Source organism: Maribacter sp. MAR_2009_72 (assembly GCF_007827235.1).
GTDB lineage: Bacteria > Bacteroidota > Bacteroidia > Flavobacteriales > Flavobacteriaceae > Maribacter > Maribacter sedimenticola.
Genome location: NZ_VISB01000001.1, coordinates 21,881 through 42,016, shown reverse-complemented (window position 1 = coordinate 42,016; position 20,136 = coordinate 21,881). Strand labels below are relative to the sequence as shown.

Genomic DNA, 20,136 nt, shown 5'->3' with positions numbered 1-20,136 from the left:
TTCATGGAACATACTATATATGATGGTGCAATACATACGGACGAAAGGGGAACCATAAAGTTCTTCAATAGTCTTGATATGGCAGAAATTGTCAGAATGTATGAAATTTGCCCAGCCTCAACAGAATTGATAAGGGCATGGCAAGGACATCAATTTGAAAAAAAATGGTTTTATTGCAATCAAGGTAGTTTTAACATCAACATTGTTAAAGTAGCTGATTTTAAGGCCTCTTCTCCCCTATTGGTACCTCAAAAAATAGTCTTGGAAAATAGTAAACCATGCTTTTTAGCTTTACCTGGTGGTTATGCAACAGGTATTAGGGCATTAGAGAAAAATTCCAAGATTACCGTATTTTCAAATTACAGTTTAGAGGATTCTAAAAATGACGATTATAGATTTCCGGTAGAACATTGGACATTTATAAATTAAAAGAGAGAAAATGAAGACAATTGGTATTACAGGTCAGAACGGATTTGTTGGAAATCATTTATTTACAACATTATCATTAAGTGACAAGATAAAATTAATTCCGTTTCAACGCTCCTATTTTGAAAACACAAAGGATTTAGAAAATTTTGTATCGCAATGTGATACTATTGTTCATTTATCCGCTATGAACCGTCATGACGACCAACAAGTAATTTATGATACCAATATAGAATTGGTTGAAAAGTTGATAGCCGCTTGCGTTAATACCGATCATGAGCCACATATTTTGTTTTCTTCATCTACGCAAGAATCCAAGGACAATCTTTATGGTAAATCCAAGAAAGAAGGCAAAAATAGACTAATGGAATGGGCCAATAAAGGTCAAGGAAAATTAACCTCGCTCACTATACCCAATGTATTTGGACCCTTTGGAAAACCAAATTACAATTCTGTAGTTGCTACTTTTTGTTATAAGGTAACACACGGGGAGCAACCACAAATAATAAATGATGGAGAGGTATCCTTAATTTATGTCAACGAATTAGTTCAAATTATAATAGACGGTATCCATTCTGATGAGAAAAAGAAAAAAATTGGTGCCAACAGTTATGAGCTGAACATTGAACCAACAAGCAAGAAAAAAGTTTCTGAACTACTATCCTTGATTACTGGTTTTAAGAACAACTATATGGAAAAAGGCATCTTTCCTAATTTGGAAGATGAATTTGAAAAAGCCTTGTTCAACACCTTTAGGTGCTATGTTCCTATAGATCATTATCCTGTAAAATATACAAAACATACCGATCCAAGGGGAAGTTTTGTGGAAATAGCAAAAACCAATACCAGCGGTCAATTTTCATTCTCCACTACCGTTCCCGGCATTACAAGGGGAAATCATTTTCACACAAGAAAGGCGGAACGCTTTGCGGTGATAAGTGGAAAAGCATTGATACAACTAAGAAAAATTGGCACGGATGAAGTTATTGATTACTATCTGGACGGAACAGAACCTGCTTATGTAGATATGCCCATTTGGTATACCCATAACATAAAAAATATAGGGGACGAAGAATTGATTACACTATTTTGGATCAATGAACCATATGACCCGGAAGATGCCGATACCTATTTTGAAAACGTTTAAAAATATAAACATACAATTTTGGAAAAACTAAAAGTACTTACCGTAGTAGGCACAAGACCTGAAATAATTAGACTAGCCTGTGTTTTGAATGCATTGGATGCTAGTGATGCCATTGAACATATTTTAGTTCATACCGGTCAAAATTATGATTACGAGTTAAATGAAATTTTCTTTGAAGACCTTGAAATTAGGAAACCTGATCATTTTTTGAATGCCGCTGGAAAAAATGCAACGGAAACGGTAGGTAATATCCTTATTAAGATCGACCCTTTGCTCGAAGAAATTAAACCAGATGCATTTTTGGTATTGGGAGATACCAACTCCTGCCTTTGTGCCATACCCGCCAAGAAAAGACAGATACCTGTCTTTCATATGGAAGCCGGCAATAGATGTTTTGACCAACGGGTACCGGAGGAAACCAATAGAAAGATCGTTGATCATGTTGCTGACGTAAACTTAACTTACAGTGACATTGCTAGAGAATATCTTTTAAGGGAAGGGCTTCCTGCAGATCGTATTATAAAGACCGGAAGTCCTATGTACGAGGTACTTACCCAATTTACACCCAAGATCGAAGCTTCCAAAGTATTGGAAAAACTTAAGCTTGAAAAAGATAAATATTTTGTGGTATCTGCGCATAGGGAAGAAAATATAAGTAACCCAAAGAATTTTGAGGGGTTAATTACTTCCTTGAATCAAATTGCGGAAAAATATCAATATCCCATCATAGTTTCTACCCACCCAAGGACTAGAAACATGTTAGACGCAAAACAATTGGAAACCCATAAACTTATTCAATTTTTAAAACCATTAGGATTTTCTGATTATAATGCTCTACAGTTGAACTCATACGCGGTTCTGTCTGATAGTGGAACCATTTCCGAAGAATCATCGATTTTGAATTTTAGGGCCCTTAATATTAGAGAGGCCCATGAAAGACCGGAAGCTATGGAAGAAGGTTCGGTAATGATGGTAGGCCTTGAGCCTAAACGAATTATGCAAGGCTTGGCCGCATTGAACAAACAACAACGTAATCCTAATAGAAATTTTAGACAGGTAAGTGATTATTCCATGCCCAATGTTTCGGAAAAAATGGTACGAATAATAATTTCATATACAGGTTATGTCAATAGAGTTGTCTGGTCAAAATAAACAACTATTTGTAGTTTCTGAGCTTTTTTACCCTGAAACAATATCTACAGGGTATATTATGACAGAAATTGCTAAGGAACTTGCCAAAACCAACAAGGTAACCGTAATAGCCGGTCCTGAATTCTATGAGGAAAAAGAATATAAGGCCACCGCGAATTTGGAAGATATTCAAATCATAAGGGGTAATTACGTTAACTATAACAAGAATAATTTTTTCTCTAGAATTTATGGTGTCTTTTCCACTAGTTGGAAAATGATGCGATTGATGAAAAAACATATTCCGGCCAATAGTGAAATATTAATGGTCACCAATCCTTTGATTCTCTTTGTTCTATCAAGTTTTTACATTAGAAAAAAATCATGGAACATTAAACTTTTGGTCCATGATGTTTTTCCTGAAAATTTAATCATTGCAGGGGTACTGAAATCAAATACATCTATTGTCTATAAGTTGTTAAGATCCATTTTTAAAAAAGCGTATTTAAAAATGGATACATTGATTGTTCTGGGCAGGGACATGAAAAAGTTATTTTTGGAAAAAACTAAAGGAGCTTCAAAAATTACAATAATTGAAAATTGGGCAGATACCGTTAATATCCAAAAAAATGATTTGCCAAATACAATTCCAAATTTTCTTTTTGCAGGTAATTTAGGAAGGTTACAAGGATTAGATGTACTGCTCAATGCACTATTGGCCACAAAAAACTATAATTACAGCTTTACATTTATAGGTTCGGGGGCTGTAGAAAAATCCATCGCGGATTTTATATCATCACACACGCTAAATCATGTTCGGAAATTGGGATGGCTACCTAGAGAGCAACAAAATGAGTTTATGGCAAAAGCTACAATTGGCGTTATATCATTAACGGAGCATATGTTTGGATTGGGTGTTCCTTCCAAATGCTATAACTTATTGGCAGCAGGAAAACCAATATTATATATTGGCGACCCTAATTCAGAAATTCACCAATTGATATCAGAACACAATATAGGTTGGTTTGCACAAGCGGGTAATACCAAGGAAATAGAACAAGTAATTATTGAAATAGTGAATAGCGGCACTGGAGATTATCAATTAAAAAGTGATAAAGCACGTATATTGGCAGAAGAACTTTATGCCAAGGAAATAATACTGAATAAATTCAGTAAACTTTTTTAATAGGAACGGTATGAATGTATTATTGACCGGAGCTACAGGATTTTTAGGTGCTAACATTTTGCAACATTTTACAAATATGGGCCACCATGTAGAAACAATAGGACGTTCTCAAGAAAATGACATAATTGCAGATTTGGCAACTTTCAATAAGCCTTTGAATACCAAATATGATCTTGTAATTCATGCCGCCGGTAAAGCCCATGTAATACCAAAAACTCACGCAGAAGAAAAGCTGTTCTATGATGTTAACCTTGAGGGCACAAAAAACCTTTTAAAAAATCTGGTTATGCCGCCAAAGAATCTAATTTTCATAAGTACGGTAGCTGTATACGGTCTTGACCATGGGCAGGGTATTGATGAAGACTATCCTTTAAAAGCCACTACACCTTATGGAAAAAGTAAGGTAATGGCAGAAAATGAAATACTTGCTTGGGCAAAGATAAACGAGGTAGGTGCCACCATACTGAGATTGCCATTAATTATAGGTAGAAATCCAAAGGGAAATTTAAAAAGTATGATTCATGGAATACAAAAAGGATTTTACTTTAATATAGGAAAAGGTAATGCTAAAAAATCTATGGTTTTGGTTGATGATATTTCAATGGCATTGCCCATATTAATAAAACAACCTAACATTTATCATTTAACTGATGGCCATGACCCGTCTTTTAAAGAACTTTCTGGAGTTATTGCAAAAGAATACGGAGTAAAAAAAATATACGCTATACCATATTACGTGATAAAACCCATTGCCTTATGCGGTGATATTATTAAAAAGTTATTTTCAATATCCCCGCCAATTGATAGTTTAAAACTGGATAAAATCAATAAAAGTTTAACCTTTAATGATTCAAAAGCTAGAACCGCTGGCTATAGTTCTAGACAAATTTTAGACAATAAACAGTATTGGCTTAACTAAGCTCAATTATAACACAGACCATGAATATAACCCCATACATAATCCTAGGAATAATTCTTCTTGCTTTAGAGTTGATATACCTTAAAATAGCGGACAAATTCAATATTGTTGATAAACCTAATAATAGAAGTTCCCATGTAACCCCTACCATAAGAGGTGGTGGTATAATTATATTTTTTGCGTTTATACTTTATGCCATTTGGTTTAAACAATTGAATCCGCCGTTTACATATGTATTGGCTGCCATTAGTTTGGTGGCTATTATTAGTTTTATAGATGACATGATCAGTCTGTCCTCTAAGGTGCGTATATTGGTCCATATTCTTGCTTTTAGCCTTGTCTTCTACTCGCTTGAACTTTTTAGTCTTTACTCCCTGCTTACCATTATAGGTGTATATATATTCTCAATAGGGTTTTTGAACATTTATAATTTTATGGATGGTATAAATGGAATTACTTTTTTAAATACATTGGTAACCTACGGTATACTTTTAATTCTGAATATCTTTTACATACCTTTTGTGCAAACGGAGTTACTAGTAATATTAAGCATAGCTACTCTAGTATTCGGTATTTTTAACTATAGAAAAAAACCTAAATGCTTTGCTGGTGATATAGGAAGTATAAGCATAGGACTTTCCATTATATATTTTGTTTTAAGTTTTTATCTTAAAACAAATAACCCACTCATATTCTTGATTTTAGCTATGTATATCATAGATGGTGGACTTACAATTATTGAACGATTGATAAGAAAGGAGAATATTTTTAAGCCTCATAAAAGACATTTATATCAAGTATTGGCCAATGACCACGGTATGAACCATTTAGTAGTTTCAACATCCTATTTTGTAATGCAATTGATTTTTAACTTAATAGCCTATCTATTGATATCAAATGGCTATTCATCTTTTCTTTTGTTTATGCTTCCGGTGGCAATAGTATCCATTATTTATATAATCGTTAAACAAAAATTAAACACGAAAGCTAAACACCTATAAATCTTGTTGTTATAGGGTTAAACATACTTATTAATACAGAACTTTTTTAGTCATTAAACTTTTGGTGAATGAGCTAATATTGTAATATCTTGCGGGTCCTTAATCACACAAGTAGATTATTGGTTTTTAATTATGATCCAAAACTTATAAGTGAGCGTATATATTACAACCCCCAACTAAGTTTAATGAAAAATTGTTTTTCAAGTTATATAGGAATTTTAGTTTTATTTTTTGTTGTTAAGATAAATGCTCAAGTTTCTTATCAAGAAGCTTTTACCAATCTAAATTTTAATTTTCCGGTAGAGATCCAGAACAGTAACGATGGTACAAATCGTTTATTTGTTGTGGAACAGCCGGGTATCATAAAAGTGTTCCCTAACAGGGCCAATGTATCCGCAGGCGAACTATCCACGTTTTTAGATGTCAGTTCCATTGTTACTTATAGTGTTGGTCAAGAAATAGGACTTTTAGGTCTTGCATTTCATCCAAATTATGCATCTAACGGATATATCTATATTTACTATATAGACCGTCCCAGCAATTATAGAATTAACATAGCACGCTATCAAGTCGATAGCTCCAACCCAAATAGAATTAATCCAAATTCAGGTTTGGTACTTGCCCAGTACACCAAAAATCAAGGTGATTCTAACCATAATGGAGGTAAAATTGCTTTTGGTCCTGACGGTTATCTTTATATTTCCGTTGGCGATGGTGGTGGCGCCGCTGATCCACAAGGAAACAGCCAGAATTTAAATTCTGCTTTTGGTAAAATATTGCGCATAGATGTTGATATAGATGGTAACAACACCCAATCTCCCAATGGTAGCTATGAGATACCCTCAAACAATCCAAGAGTAGGTCAATCAGGGTTAGATGAGCTCTATGCATGGGGTATACGGAATACATGGAAATTTTCATTTGATGATAACGGCAGATTATGGGGTGCGGATGTTGGTCAAAATTCCTATGAAGAGATAAATTTGATTACGAGTGGCGGCAATTATGGTTGGAACAAGTTTGAGGCCAATTCAGAACCAAGTTATGGAAGAACGACCACTTTATCCACATCACCAGATATTAAACCTATATTTTTCTACGACCATAGTGCCTCTGATGTTTCAATAACAGGAGGGTACGTGTATAATGGTTCACTAACAAGCGCAAGTCTTCAAAATAAATACATCTATGCCGATTATATTTCCGGAAGGGTTTGGGCACTAAGTTATAATGCTAGTAATGGGAGTACAAGTAATGAATTGTTGTTCCAGACCAGTGGACAATACATATCCAGTTTTGGAGAAGATGAAGCAGGTGAACTGTACTTTTCGGATTATGGATCCAGCGTAAAAGTTTATAAATTAACGGAAACGGTTACGGGACCTGTAACCACACCGGTTAATGGTATTGGCGAATGGAAATCAATCACCTCCGGTACAAACGGCATAGTGGAAACAATTGCAGAATCCCCAGCGGAAATGAAATATGTGGGAGGTAATTTTAGTACAGCAGGTGGAATTGGTGTTAATAACCTGGCCGTACTTAACGCTTCAGATGAATGGCAAGCATCCATAAATGGTAGTAACGGTATAATTTACTCCATAGATGTGGCACCGGATGGTACGGTTTATGCCGCTGGTGACTTTACGACAATAGGGGGAATATCCGCCAATAATATTGCCAGATGGAACGGTTCATCCTGGGCTGCGGTAGGAACGGGCACCAATGGACCTATCCTAAAAATAAAGACAGATGCAACAGGTGCCCTTTATGCAGGCGGTACCTTTACAGATGCTGGAGGACTTACCGCCAACAATATTGCCAAATGGGAAAATAATGTTTGGAGTACGTTGGTCGATGCTTCTACAGGTATTGCAGGAACCAATAATGAAATTAGGTCTATTACATTTGACGATAACAATATGATGTACGTTGGTGGTAATTTTGACACGGCCGGTGGGGTTTCTGCGGCAAGAATTGCCCAGTGGAATGGCACTAACTGGTCTGCTCTTGGTACGGGTACCAGTGGATTTGTGCAAGCAATCGAATCATCTGGCAATTATTTATATGTTGGTGGAAACTTTTCTATTGCTGGTGGTAATACGGTCAACAGAATTGCCAGGTACAATAAGACCAACCAATCTTGGGAAGCGCTTGGTAACGGTTTAAGCGGTAATGTTAATGCTATTGTATCCAATGGCTCCTATGTTTATGTAGGCGGAACTTTTGACACTGCAAGTGATAACGGAAACGTAGATAAAATAGTGAACAACCTCTCTAGATGGAGTGCAGCAAACGGGTGGGAAGCATTAGGACCCAATACCGATGTGGGTGTAGATGTTAGGGTAAATTCTTTGGCATTTACCAACAATGGCTCTGAGCTCATCGTTGGTGGAAATTTTGGCACGGCCGGAAATTTAAGTACCAACAATATTGCGATCTGGAGTGAGTATTTTTGTACTGAAGATAGTATTATACCTGAATATAGGGTAAACGGAGTGTTTGATAGTGGCAGCAATTCAATTACGGTCAATGAAGGCGATGAATTACTTTTAAGCATATTACCAAATGGTGTAAACTTCACCATTTTATTGCCAAATGGCACCACAGTTAATGGGGATTATGATTTAGGCTCTATGAACACTGCACTTTCCGGATCATATACCTTCGAGACCGAGCAAGGCTGTACGGAAAATTTAGAAATTATAGTTCAGGGCACAACGTCAAATGATACGGACAACGATGGTGTCATAGACGCAAATGACAATTGCCCCAATACACCAAATGGTGAAACCGTAAACGCCAATGGTTGTTCACAGAGCCAATTGGACGACGATAATGATGGGGTTGCCAATATTGATGATTTATGTTTAAATACCCCAGATGGTGAAGCTGTGGATGTCAATGGATGTTCTTCTAGTCAATTAGATAGTGATAATGATGGGGTGTTCAATAATGTAGATACGTGTCCTAATACCCCGGAAGGAAATACGGTAGATGAAAATGGATGCTCCTTAAACCAATTAGATAGTGATAATGATGGTGTAAATGATGCAAACGACGATTGCCCCAATACTCCATCCGGAGATGTAGTGGATGAAAATGGCTGCACCGTTCAAACTCCTTTAGATAGTGATAATGATGGTGTAATAGATGTCAATGATGGATGTCCGGATACCCCTGAAGGAGAACCAGTAGATTCTAATGGATGCCCAATACCGCCGCTTGATGGAGATAATGATGGCATTAATGACGATGTTGATCAATGTCCAAATACACCGGCAGGTGCAACGGTAGATGAAAACGGATGTTCGCTTTCCAACTATGACAACGATCAATTTAGAATAACTACCAATGGGGCCACCTGTATAGATTTAAATAACGGTTCCTTAATTATACAATCCAAAAACACAGATAATTTCATAGCCACCCTTACGGGTCCGGTAGAGGAAATAGTTCTGCCTTTTTCAGAAGAACTTACAATATCCAATTTAGCAAATGGTTCGTATGACTTATGTATCACATCCATTAATTTTCCAGATTATGTAAATTGTTCTAAGTTTACAATTGTAGAACCAGAACCGTTACAAGTGCAATTAGATGTTGATAACATAACCAATAGTGTAGCACTTAAAATGCGGGGTGGTAATGAATATACCGTTGAAGTAAATGGTAAGAGCATGGTAACCACCAACAGTGAAATTAATTTGCCGTTATATGAAGATGTCAATATAATTAAGGTAACCTCTAATCAACTATGTCAAGGTATTTTTGAAGAAACCGTTATTTTGGAAAATATGTTTCTCATATATCCTAATCCGGTAGAAGATGTACTTAACATTGATTTGAAATCATTAACTTCAGACACTATAGATATCGCAATATATACTGAAGCGGGGCAATTGATTTCTGTAGAAACATATCCGGTAGAATCAAAAATTATAACCTTGAATACAAGTAATTTGGTAACGGGAGTTTATTTTTTAAAATTAAAAAATGAACAATTGGATAAATCTTTCAAGCTTATTAAGTCATGAGAAAAAGCTTGTTTTTTTTATTGATCGCTACCTGTTTTTCCTGTGGAGTAGATTTAGATGTTCTGGATATACTGGGCACTGATCAGACCATAGCTTTAACCTTTCCAGAAAATGATTCGGAATGTACAGAGGGCACCATAGTCTCTGACACACAGAGCGAATTAGTTTTTAAATGGCTTGATGAAAATAATTCTAGTCCGTATACCGTTCATTTAACCAATGTCTTGGCCGCTAGTACAGAAACATACGATAGCAATGAGCAGGAATTGGCAATTATTTTAGATCGTGGAGTAGTTTACTCATGGTTCGTAACAGGTAAATTGAACACAAGCAGTGAAACCTGGAATTTTTATAATGCTGGCCCTGGCGTGGCATCTACCATTCCATTACCTGCCATAGCCATTTCACCTGTATCTGGCGCTACAATATCCCAAACGAGTACAACGGTTAATTTAATATGGCAATCGGAAGATGAGGATAATGACATTATTGGTCATGACCTTTATTTTGGGGAAACAGATGACCCAGAAATTTTTGCAGCAGATATTCTTGAAACAAGATTTGATGCCATTGAAGTTACTTCTGGTAAAGTGTATTACTGGAAAGTAGTTACCAAGGATAGTAATGGTAACGAATCAACTTCACCAATATTTACATTTACGGTAGCTTAAAAATGTATTAAAAAATTTATTTACCCCTTAATTAAACTACAATTTTTGAAAATAAAAAACCCCGCACATTTTATAATGAACGGGGTTTTTCTTTTTAATTATTTTTAAAATTCCACAACCTCAAATTCTGACCTTCTGTTGACCGCATGTTTCTCTGCTGGACAATATGTATTGTCATCACATTCATTCAACAAGCGTTGTTCTCCAAAAGCTTCTGTCATTATTCTTTCAGGTGCAACACCTTTACTTAATAAATATTCCTTTGTTCTAGTGACCCTACGCTCTGAAAGCCAATCATTATATGTAGAAGTACCTCTAGAGTCCGTATGAGATGTAACTTTTAATTTTAAAGTCGGTATTTCCTCAAAAATTTCCGCCATTGCATCTAAAACCTTCTTGGAATCATTGTTTACATATGAGGAGTTCAAATCAAAATAAACATTGCCCAATTGCTCTATTCTTGACTTTATAGCCTGCTTCTTACGATTAAGCTCGTCTAATCTTTCCCTCTCCGCAGCGGCAAGTGCATCTTCCTCTTTTTGCTTTTTCAATTGGGCTGCCAATAATGCCTCTTCCTTTAGTCTATTGACTTCATTGATAGAATCTCTTTGGCGTTGCTTTTCTTTTTCAATAGCGGCCATAAGCGCCAATTTTTCCTCACCGCGTTTAGAAAGCCCTTTTTCAATACCAAATTGGTAAACCACACCTGCGGCGTGCTGTATATGGTTGGTAACCTCATTACTGGTCGTCATGGCCCATTTACCAGTTGAGTTAAAATCTAGTCCCCAACGGTCAGAAAACCACGTTCTAAACCCAACAACGGCATTATAGGTTCCCCTACCCTCATTATTGGCATCGGTATAACCAACACCAACTCCAATATAGGGGTCAAACCATCCGGTCTGACCTATAATTTTATTTATATCATAGGTTACCCTACCATCAAAGGCATAATAAGGTATATCTTCTAGAATAATCTCCTCATCTATGGTATTCCCCTTCATATATCTGTTATACGATCCTATAGCTTCAACCCCTAGACCATTTTTAAAATATCTTCCAATGCTTACGCGAGAAGGATAAGGTACTATATTCCATTCCTGTCCAACATTGAAAATACCATCGAACACATTTCCTGAATCATCTACGGCATTTAAACCAACACCAACAATCCAAGAACTTTGAACAATGCTATCCTTGGAAGTAATTTGTAATTCATCTTGGGCAAAGGCAGAAAAACCAAAGCCTAGTAAAACCAAAAAAGTTAAAAGTTTTGAAGTTTTCATCATAATTAATTTGGGTTAAGGTGTAAAATTAAGAGAAAGAATTGAATTCTTTATAGAAGTACTATGAACAACATTATAAATCGATAGTATGTTGAAAATCCGCAATTTACCGGTGAAATCTTATTCTATGACAACAGATTCCGCATGAATTGGGAGTTTGTAGACGGTTACGGGTCTGGTTATTGCAGTCAATTCCGTATTCTTTTTAGACTTTGTCTTTCGCAAGATGAGATTCTTACCTGTACGTGATTTAATTTTTAAACCGGAATTTACATTTTCTTCCCCCGGGCTCCATACGATAACCAGCTCCTTACTAAAATCAATTTTTGGTATTGGCAGTCCTGGTTTCCTTGTTCTATTGAAAACTCCAAAAAACTCAGAGAGCGACCTTTGATCTTTGATGACCAAAAACTGTTCTGTGTTATGTCCACCATAATTATCCTTTACCAAAATCTCCATGGTTGTTGAATCCGTATTTGCAGTACTTTGTTGTGCTTTACAGGACAGCAAGAAGAAAAAAGCCAAACTGCCGGTAATCAATATAGATTTAAGCATTGTTAAACCGTCCTTTATAAGCTCTTTGATATACCTCCTCATATAAGGGCAAGACTTTTTGAATATCGAACTTATGGGCTTCTTTTACCGCATTGTTCTTAAATCTTTCCAACACTTCATCATCACTTAAAATAGTAAGTGCCTTAGAGGCCATATCTTCAATATCACCAACCTCACTAAGAAAACCGCTTACACCATCTTTATTGACTTCAGGTATACCACCGGCATTACTGGAAATTACCGGCACCTTATTGACCATGGCCTCCAATGCCGCAAGACCAAAACTTTCTGTTTCGGAAGGCAATAAAAACAAATCCGAAAAACATAAAATTTTATCTATCTCATTGCTATTGCCAAGGAATATAACCTTCTCCGCAATGCCCAGATCTTCACATAAACGTTCCGCTCCCTCTTTTTCCGGCCCTTCACCTACCATAATCAATTTAGCAGGTATGGATAGTTGAATCTTGCTAAATACCTTTACTACGTCTGCAATTCTTTTAACTTTTCTAAAATTACTGATATGGGTAATAATACGTTCATCATCATTGGCCATATTTGACCGTTGACAATCGGTAAAGGAAGTACTGTATTTTTTAGTGTCTATAAAATTAGGAATCACTTCAATTTCACCCTTAATATCAAAAATTTCCAAAGTGCCTTTCTTTAGACTTTCAGATACGGAGGTTACAACATCAGACTGATTAATACTAAAGGTTACGGCAGGTTTATAAAAAGGATGCTTGCCTACCAAGGTAATATCCGTGCCATGTAAGGTCGTAATCATAGGCACATAAATACCTTCTTCTTCTAACATCTTTTTAGCCATATAGCCCGCATAAGCATGCGGAATGGCATAATGCACATGCAACAAGTCTATTTTATGTAATTTAATAGTATCTACCAGTTTACTTGATAGCGCCAACTCATAGGGCTGGTAATGAAATAAAGGATACTCCGGTACATGGACCTCATGAAAGAAAATCCTATTGTTCAATAATTCTAAACGAACGGGTTGTTTATAGGTAACAAAATGGACTTCATGTCCCCTATTGGCCAGGGCAATTCCTAATTCTGTTGCTACAACGCCACTACCGCCAAAGGTAGGGTAACATACTATTGCTATTTTCATCATAGCAAAATTACCTTTTTAATTTAAAATTGAGTCGTAAATAACTTGTTGAATTCTAGTTCTTAACCCAGATTTAACTAAAAGGGTATTGGAAGCAGACGGATACGTTCTGTTCGATAAAAAAACATATACAATTTCCTCCTCTGGATCGGCCCATGTGTAAGTACCCGTAAAACCGCTATGTCCAAAGCTTTTTCTGGAAACACAGCCACATGTTGGGCCGCTATGCTCTAACTGTGGCTTGTCAAAACCTACGCCCCTACGCACGTTTTTATCGCAAAAATAACAGGTGTTGAATTTTTTAACGGTCCGGGAATCAAAAAACTTAACACCCCCGTAATAACCATCTTGTAAATACATCTGCATAATTTTTGCTACATCATTGGCATTGCTAAATAGCCCGGCATGACCACCAACCCCACCTTGCATGGCTGCTCCCATATCATGAACATAGCCTTGCACAGTTCCGTACCTATAGTAATTATCCTCCTCTGAAGGGACAATGGCTTGCTTATTAAACTTATCCAGAGGATTGTACGTTGTTTTGTTTGCCCCTAGGCGGCCGTAAAGAAAATTTTGCGTTAAAAAATTTAACGGTTGGCCATAGTTCTTTTCTATTACTTTTTTCATGACATAATAGGGAACATCACTATAGCGATATCTGTTGGGCTTAAGGTCTTGTCTCCCAATTCTATTATATATACTGTCTTGATAAGCATCTGTCAAATATAGCTGGTCGTATACTTTTGTAGAAAAACCCGGCATAGGTTCCGTTCTATAAAATTCAGAGGAAGGTTTCCTATCCTTGTCCAAGGTATCGATATAAAATGCAATCCAAGCGGGCAAACGTCCATAATGGGAAAGAGCCTTCAGAACGGTTACGTTCTTTATTTCCGTATCAGAATAGTTGGGGACTAATTCCTCAAAAGTATCATTAAGTTCAATAGCTCCCTCTTCTTCCATTTTCATGACCATGGGCAATGTTGCCAGTATCTTGGTCAATGAAGCTAGATCATATATATGTTCATTGGTAATATTTTCTTTACTATCATAAGTAGGTTTACCAAAACTTTTTTGATAGACGACCTTTCCTTTTCTGGCTACCAATATTTGCGCACCCGGGAACATTAAACTATCCAAACCATCCTGGACCATACGGTCTATATTGGCCAATCCTTTGGAACTTAACCCTACCCTTTCTGGCAAGCTATACCCTAGCCTACTCAGTGATGCGGTCTTAATACCTGTATTGACCGGAAACTCCCTATGTGACGAAACCGGCAATTTACCGGATGCACCAACCGCCCCAAACAACACTTCAGCTGTTTTCTCCTGAGCTATATCACTATTTTGATACGCCATGACAACGGCATCTACACTTGCTAAATTTGCAATAGCCGAAAGTGCATATGGTTTTGCAAATACACATAAAATTAAATTAGAGGTCCGTTCATTGGCTATCTCCTGTAAGTCCCGTAATTCCTTATCCGAAAATTTGTATGATTTCCATGGGCTTTCATTGCTTTTATGGTGGCCTACGATAACCAGATTAAATTCCTTTAGTTTTATTTTTAACTGATTAATGTCATTTGCCTCAACTACCGTTACTTCTGTAAATTTTTGAAGGGCTTTTAAAAAAGCATCGTTTTCCGCATCGCCAGATTTTACGTAAGCTATTTTTTTATTGTCCAAATTTTTAATGGCCACAAGGTTCATATTATTCTTTACCACGGTAATGGCATTTTCTATAGCTTCTTCATAAATGATATCGTTCTCCAGGCTGTTCAAATCCTCATACAGCCGATCTATGATCACGGGCCTGTAATTTTGTAGACCGGCCTTATATTTAGCCATAAGAATTTTTTTGACCGAATATGCCAAACGTTGTTCGGTTAACCTCCCTTTTTGATAAGCATTGGTTAATTTCTTCTTGGCACTTACAATATTTTCCGGCATTAACAACATATCGTTACCGGCCATAAAGGCTTTTAATTCTACCTCACCTTCCGCACCTTGGGTAGAAACACCTTTCATATTAAGGGCATCAGTAAATATCAGTCCTTCATACCCCAAATCCTCTTTCAATAGTCCCGAGATAATCTGTTCAGATATAGAGGAGGGCATACCCTTTTTCAGCTCCAAGGCAGGAACCTCAAGGTGTGCCACCATTATACTACTTAATCCTGAGGCTATTACCTTTTTAAATGGATAAAGCTCTAAACTATCCAAACGGTCTTTGTTAAAAGGTATTACCGGTAAATTATGGTGAGAATCTACAGCGGTATCACCGTGTCCGGGAAAATGTTTTCCATTTGCCAAGACCCCTGCACGCTCCATTCCTTTGATAAAAGCAATTCCTTTTTGGACAACATTATCACGATCCTCACCAAACGAACGGTTTCCAATGATAGGATTTTCAGGATTAGTATTAATATCCAGATCAGGAGCAAAATTAATATGGACCCCAAGCCTTTTGGCATGTTTACCGATTTGATACCCCACTTTCTCCACGATCGTACTGTCCTGAATTGCTCCTAAAGTCATATTCCATGGAAAAGCATATGTAGAATCCAATCTCATGGACAAACCCCACTCGGCATCCATCCCAATTAACAATGGGATATTTGCAACACGTTGATATTCATTGGTTAGTTTAGCTTGGCGAACTGATCCGCCCTTAGAAAAAATGACACCTCCTAAATGCTCTTTTTCTATAAGATCTTTAATTGCATTGGTTGACTGTTTGCTCTGATCTGAAGCAACACTTACCATAAACAACTGACCCAATTTTTGATCTAAACTCATTTGGGCATACTGCTCCTCTACCCAACGTTGCTGTGCAAGGCTGTCTACAGTGACCAAAGGATTTTGGGCATGGGCAACAAACCCATAAAAACAAGCAGTTAATATAACTAAAAATAAGCGCATAGTACGATGTGTAATGAGATAACTATAATAGAATTAAATTATTGTATTTCATCGATAAAACCCAATAAACAAAAGGAAAATGAAAGTAGTCGTCTATAAGAAACGGGCATGCCAACTTTCTGAAGCCGGCACTTCCCAAAACTCTTGGTATTCACCTTTATCGGTTACCAAATTATTGAAGACTATGGTATTCTTGGATATGGCTTTTTGTTTGGCCATTGCTTTAAAATCAAGCAAACTTTTATAGGCAATGAATTCACCTTGCTTATAAGACACATTCATTTTATCAAGTAACATTACATCATATTTTTTCTCCAGCTGCTGTATAAAATGTACAGAGGCATCTATGGAACAACCTGTGGCATTTTGTGCACTTTGATCTAAAGCAATGACGATAAAACGTCTATATCTTATTTCATAACCAGCGTTTAGATCATTGCCATGCGCCGTCCAACCCTGTAAAAAGGAATCCAAGTCCGTTTGTAACGAAACAAGTTCTTCTTGGGTGAAAGACCTGTTGCATTGATATATCCAAACTCTGGCGTTATCCGGTAATGTATTGAAATCTACTAACAAGTTATGTTATTTTAAAAGTTAAATTGGGACTTAGCATATTATAAATCTTCTGCAGTAGCTATTAACTCTGCGATATCCATAACGGCAACACTATTTTCTTTTTCTTTATTTTTTACTCCATCGGTCATCATGGTATTGCAAAAGGGACAACCTGCAGCAATGATTTCAGGTTGTGTTTCCAACGCCTGTTCTGTACGTTCAATGTTAACATCCTTATCTCCTTTTTCAGGTTCCTTGAACATTTGGGCACCACCAGCCCCACAACAAAGTCCGCGCTGCTTACAATTTTTCATTTCTACCAGTTCTGCATCTAATTTTCTGATTAGATCTCGTGGCGCTTCATATACGTCATTGGCCCTTCCTAAATAACAAGGGTCATGAAAGGTTATACGTTTACCCTTAAAGGTACCGCCCTCCATAGTAATTCTACCTTCGGAAAGAAGTTGTTTTAAAAATTGCGTGTGATGAACAACCTCATAGCTACCTCCAAGACCAGGGTATTCATTTTTAATGGTATTGAAACAATGCGGACATGCCGTAACTATTTTTTTTATCTCATAGGCATTCAGCACTTCAATATTGGTAACCGCCTGCATTTGAAATAAAAATTCGTTCCCTGCACGTTTAGCTGGATCTCCGGTACAACTTTCCTCAGTACCCAATACAGCAAAAGACACATTGGCCTTGTTCAGAATCTTAACGAAGGCTTTAGTGATTTTTTTTGCCCTATCATCAAAACTACCTGCACACCCTACCCAAAATAAAACTTCAGGTACTGTACCAGATGCAAAAAATTCTGCCATTGTAGGCACTTTTAATTCGTTTGCCATAATATACTTTAAGATTCCTTACTCCAGTTTAAGCGGTCCATTTGATTAAATGGCCAAGGTGCTCCATTATTTTCAATATTACCCATCATGTTATTCAAATCTGAAGGAGCCGCAGATTGTTCCATTACTAAATACTGCCTCATATCCATAATTATGGACAAAGGATCTATACTAATGGGGCAGGCTTGCACACATGCATTGCAAGAGGTACATGCCCATAATTCTTCTGGGGTAATATAATCATTCAATAATTGTTTGCCATCATCCACAAACTCCCCTTTGTTTTTATCCATAATGGCACCAACCTCCTCCAATCGATCACGCGTATCCATCATAATTTTTCGGGGTGATAATTTTTTACCCGTTTGGTTTGCAGGGCATTCACTGGTACACCTTCCACACTCCGTACAAGTATAAGCGTTTAAAAGCTGTACCCAACTTAAATCCTGAACATCAGAAGCACCAAACTTATCCGGTACCGCCGCATCCTCTACTGGTTCCGCATAAGGGTCTGCTTCTGGATCCATCATCATACGCACTTCATTGGTAACGGCATCCAAGTTTTTAAACTGTCCTTTGGAGGTCAATTTTCCATAATATGTATTTGGAAAAGCCAAAAGAATATGTAAGTGTTTGGAATAATAGAGGTAATTCAGAAAAAACAATATTCCCGCGATATGCAACCACCAAGCTGTTCGTTCAATTAGAATTAAGGTTGATACGGACATATTTTGAAAAAAAGGCGCTATATAACTACTTATCGGATATGAACCGGCATTTACATAATGCTCCGCACCCATTTGCTGTAATTGATAATCTGCCCCGTTCATGGTCAGAAAAAGTACCATTAACACAAGTTCAATATAAAGAATAAGGTTACCATCTTGCTTTGGCCAACCTTTCATTTCCGGTTTTAAAAAACGCTTGAGCTTTATAATATTTCTTCTTGCCCAAAATATAATCACCGCTACAATGACCAGAAATGCAAGAATTTCAAAAGATCCAATTAAAAAATCATACACCGGTCCTAAAACGGAAAAAAGCCTATGTGTTCCTAATATACCGTCAAGGATAATTTCAAGTACTTCAATATTGATTATAATGAAACCTACATAAACAATGATGTGCAATATTCCTGCTATTGGCCTAACGACCATTTTGGTTTGTCCCAAGGCTATCTTAGCCATGTTTGTCCAACGTTGTGCTTTGTTATCCGTAAGATCAGCATCCTTACCTAAGAAGATATTTCTCTTAAGTCTTGAAACATTTTTGACAAAAAAACCGATCCCAGCGACCAGTAATACGATAAAAATTATATTGGGGAGATACTGCATATATTTATTCTTCTATTTTCTCTGCGGGGTCATCTTCAGGAACCGTATATTCCTTTTGTTTTTTGCCGAAAACCGAAACGTTGACATAGCGTTTGGGGTTCAACCTAAAATCCTGTAAGAGCAAATCCAGCTCTTTACTGGAATTATTTAAATTATTGTAAAGTTCCTTGTCCGTCATTAACATGCCCAAAGTACCGTCACCGCTTTCTATTTTTTGTGTTACCTCGTTCAAGTTTGCCAAGGTAGCTTTTAAACTGGTTAACGTTTCACCCAATCCTGCCGCATTTAAAGAATCGGACAAGTTTGCGAAATTTGTGGTCAACTTCTCAAAATTTTGCAAAGAATTATCCAAACTTTCTTTATTGCCATTTAAAAGGGAATTTAATGAAGAAGCACTACCGTTTAAGCTAACGATAAGGTCATTTAACCCTACAATAACTTCTTTCAACTCTTTTTTTGTTTCTGTATCCAATACGGAATTTACGTTTACCAACACTGAATCCGCACCAGAGATTGCAGATTCAAATTTACGCACCAACGGGGTAAGTTTCTGTTGCGCCAAATCTGTAATACCAGGTCTTGTCTGTGTTGTAAGGGTATCTCCTGATTGCGCTTCTCCCGTAGCATCAAAAACCGGTTTGATCTGTAATCCTTTACCACCAATAATTCCGGTATCATACAGTTCTACCACACTATTCTTTGAAAATTTAAATTCGTTGCCAACCGTGAAAGTTACCAACAAGTTTCCCTGTGCATCTAAAAACTTAATATCATTGACCTTCCCTACATTAAAACCGTTAATAGAGACCGAGGTGCCCGGCTGTAAGCCTCCAACGTTAGCATATACTGCATAAAATGTTTTGCTATTGTCAAATATGGGAGATGATTTTAAGTAGCTAAACCCCATTATGAACAATAGAATTCCTCCTATAACAATAATACCCGTTTTTAATTCTCTAGATAGTTTCAAGCAAATATAA

General features: G+C 36.8%; 16 protein-coding genes. 8 read left to right on the top strand and 8 right to left on the bottom strand.

Translation table 11 applies throughout. The features are described from left to right. Positions 1-3 precede the first annotated feature (3 nt). The 8 genes from JM81_RS00150 (at position 4) to JM81_RS00115 (ending at position 10,515) form a co-directional block, all read left to right on the top strand. The gene (locus JM81_RS00150) at positions 4-429 is read left to right on the top strand and encodes a hypothetical protein (protein WP_144800208.1); all 426 of its coding nucleotides are present in this window, start codon (positions 4-6) and stop codon (positions 427-429) included. A gap of 10 nt (positions 430-439) precedes the next feature. Beyond that, positions 440-1,573, top strand: a complete 1,134-nt coding sequence (locus JM81_RS00145) for an NAD-dependent epimerase/dehydratase family protein (RefSeq protein ID WP_144800207.1) — start codon at positions 440-442, stop codon at positions 1,571-1,573. An 18-nt stretch (positions 1,574-1,591) separates the two neighbouring features. After that, positions 1,592-2,725, top strand: a complete 1,134-nt coding sequence (wecB, locus tag JM81_RS00140; RefSeq protein ID WP_144800206.1) for a non-hydrolyzing UDP-N-acetylglucosamine 2-epimerase — start codon at positions 1,592-1,594, stop codon at positions 2,723-2,725. After that, the gene (locus tag JM81_RS00135; RefSeq protein WP_144800205.1) at positions 2,697-3,887 is read left to right on the top strand and encodes a glycosyltransferase family 4 protein; all 1,191 of its coding nucleotides are present in this window, start codon (positions 2,697-2,699) and stop codon (positions 3,885-3,887) included. Before wecB ends, JM81_RS00135 begins: the two co-directional genes overlap by 29 nt. A gap of 10 nt (positions 3,888-3,897) precedes the next feature. After that, a complete protein-coding gene (locus JM81_RS00130) occupies positions 3,898-4,806 on the top strand; it encodes an NAD-dependent epimerase/dehydratase family protein (protein ID WP_144800204.1) in 909 nt (302 codons plus the stop codon). A 20-nt stretch (positions 4,807-4,826) separates the two neighbouring features. Further along, complete coding sequence (locus tag JM81_RS00125; protein WP_144800203.1) at positions 4,827-5,807, top strand: MraY family glycosyltransferase; 981 nt, start codon at positions 4,827-4,829, stop codon at positions 5,805-5,807. A 185-nt stretch (positions 5,808-5,992) separates the two neighbouring features. Beyond that, positions 5,993-9,844, top strand: coding sequence for a PQQ-dependent sugar dehydrogenase (locus tag JM81_RS00120; RefSeq protein ID WP_144800202.1), 3,852 nt, complete (start codon positions 5,993-5,995; stop codon positions 9,842-9,844). Then, positions 9,841-10,515 carry a hypothetical protein gene (locus JM81_RS00115; protein WP_144800201.1) on the top strand — a complete coding sequence of 225 codons (675 nt, stop codon included), beginning with the start codon at positions 9,841-9,843 and terminating at the stop codon, positions 10,513-10,515. Before JM81_RS00120 ends, JM81_RS00115 begins: the two co-directional genes overlap by 4 nt. Before the next feature lie 104 nt (positions 10,516-10,619). On the opposite strand, the gene JM81_RS00110 is transcribed toward JM81_RS00115, so the two are convergent. The 8 genes from JM81_RS00110 to JM81_RS00075 all read right to left on the bottom strand — a co-directional run bounded on the left by JM81_RS00110 (position 10,620) and on the right by JM81_RS00075 (position 20,126). After that, entirely contained in the window at positions 10,620-11,804 is a 1,185-nt protein-coding gene (locus JM81_RS00110) for an OmpA family protein (RefSeq protein WP_261374912.1), read from the bottom strand. 117 nt (positions 11,805-11,921) lie between these two features. Beyond that, positions 11,922-12,356 (bottom strand): hypothetical protein, encoded by a 435-nt coding sequence (locus JM81_RS00105; protein ID WP_144800200.1) that lies wholly within the window; start codon positions 12,354-12,356, stop codon positions 11,922-11,924. Beyond that, positions 12,349-13,488 carry an N-acetyl-alpha-D-glucosaminyl L-malate synthase BshA gene (gene bshA, locus JM81_RS00100; RefSeq protein WP_089261701.1) on the bottom strand — a complete coding sequence of 380 codons (1,140 nt, stop codon included), beginning with the start codon at positions 13,486-13,488 and terminating at the stop codon, positions 12,349-12,351. The genes JM81_RS00105 and bshA overlap by 8 nt, the downstream gene beginning before the upstream one ends. Positions 13,489-13,506: 18 nt before the next feature. Then, on the bottom strand, positions 13,507-16,416 hold the full coding sequence (locus tag JM81_RS00095) for a glycoside hydrolase family 3 N-terminal domain-containing protein (protein WP_144800199.1): 2,910 nt from the start codon (positions 16,414-16,416) through the stop codon (positions 13,507-13,509). Positions 16,417-16,509: 93 nt separating this feature from the next. Next, positions 16,510-16,992, bottom strand: a complete 483-nt coding sequence (locus tag JM81_RS00090; RefSeq protein WP_089261705.1) for an ABC transporter ATPase — start codon at positions 16,990-16,992, stop codon at positions 16,510-16,512. Positions 16,993-17,030: 38 nt separating this feature from the next. Then, positions 17,031-17,822: a (Fe-S)-binding protein gene (locus tag JM81_RS00085; RefSeq protein WP_089261707.1), complete on the bottom strand. Its 792-nt coding sequence runs from the start codon at positions 17,820-17,822 to the stop codon at positions 17,031-17,033. Positions 17,823-17,830: 8 nt separating this feature from the next. Then, positions 17,831-19,156, bottom strand: coding sequence for a (Fe-S)-binding protein (locus JM81_RS00080; protein ID WP_144800198.1), 1,326 nt, complete (start codon positions 19,154-19,156; stop codon positions 17,831-17,833). A 4-nt stretch (positions 19,157-19,160) separates the two neighbouring features. Further along, on the bottom strand, positions 19,161-20,126 hold the full coding sequence (locus JM81_RS00075; RefSeq protein ID WP_089261711.1) for an MlaD family protein: 966 nt from the start codon (positions 20,124-20,126) through the stop codon (positions 19,161-19,163). Between the last annotated feature and the right edge of the window lie 10 nt (positions 20,127-20,136).

Coding starts and splice junctions, on each gene's coding strand:
- bshA (WP_089261701.1), bottom strand. CDS start 13,488: ATGAAAATAGCAATAGTATGTTACCCTACCTTTGGCGGTAGTGGCGTT.
- JM81_RS00105 (WP_144800200.1), bottom strand. CDS start 12,356: ATGCTTAAATCTATATTGATTACCGGCAGTTTGGCTTTTTTCTTCTTG.
- JM81_RS00125 (WP_144800203.1), top strand. CDS start 4,827: ATGAATATAACCCCATACATAATCCTAGGAATAATTCTTCTTGCTTTA.
- JM81_RS00120 (WP_144800202.1), top strand. CDS start 5,993: ATGAAAAATTGTTTTTCAAGTTATATAGGAATTTTAGTTTTATTTTTT.
- JM81_RS00110 (WP_261374912.1), bottom strand. CDS start 11,804: ATGATGAAAACTTCAAAACTTTTAACTTTTTTGGTTTTACTAGGCTTT.
- JM81_RS00150 (WP_144800208.1), top strand. CDS start 4: ATGGAACATACTATATATGATGGTGCAATACATACGGACGAAAGGGGA.
- JM81_RS00080 (WP_144800198.1), bottom strand. CDS start 19,156: ATGCAGTATCTCCCCAATATAATTTTTATCGTATTACTGGTCGCTGGG.
- JM81_RS00130 (WP_144800204.1), top strand. CDS start 3,898: ATGAATGTATTATTGACCGGAGCTACAGGATTTTTAGGTGCTAACATT.
- JM81_RS00115 (WP_144800201.1), top strand. CDS start 9,841: ATGAGAAAAAGCTTGTTTTTTTTATTGATCGCTACCTGTTTTTCCTGT.
- JM81_RS00085 (WP_089261707.1), bottom strand. CDS start 17,822: ATGGCAAACGAATTAAAAGTGCCTACAATGGCAGAATTTTTTGCATCT.
- JM81_RS00135 (WP_144800205.1), top strand. CDS start 2,697: ATGTCAATAGAGTTGTCTGGTCAAAATAAACAACTATTTGTAGTTTCT.
- JM81_RS00145 (WP_144800207.1), top strand. CDS start 440: ATGAAGACAATTGGTATTACAGGTCAGAACGGATTTGTTGGAAATCAT.
- JM81_RS00095 (WP_144800199.1), bottom strand. CDS start 16,416: ATGCGCTTATTTTTAGTTATATTAACTGCTTGTTTTTATGGGTTTGTT.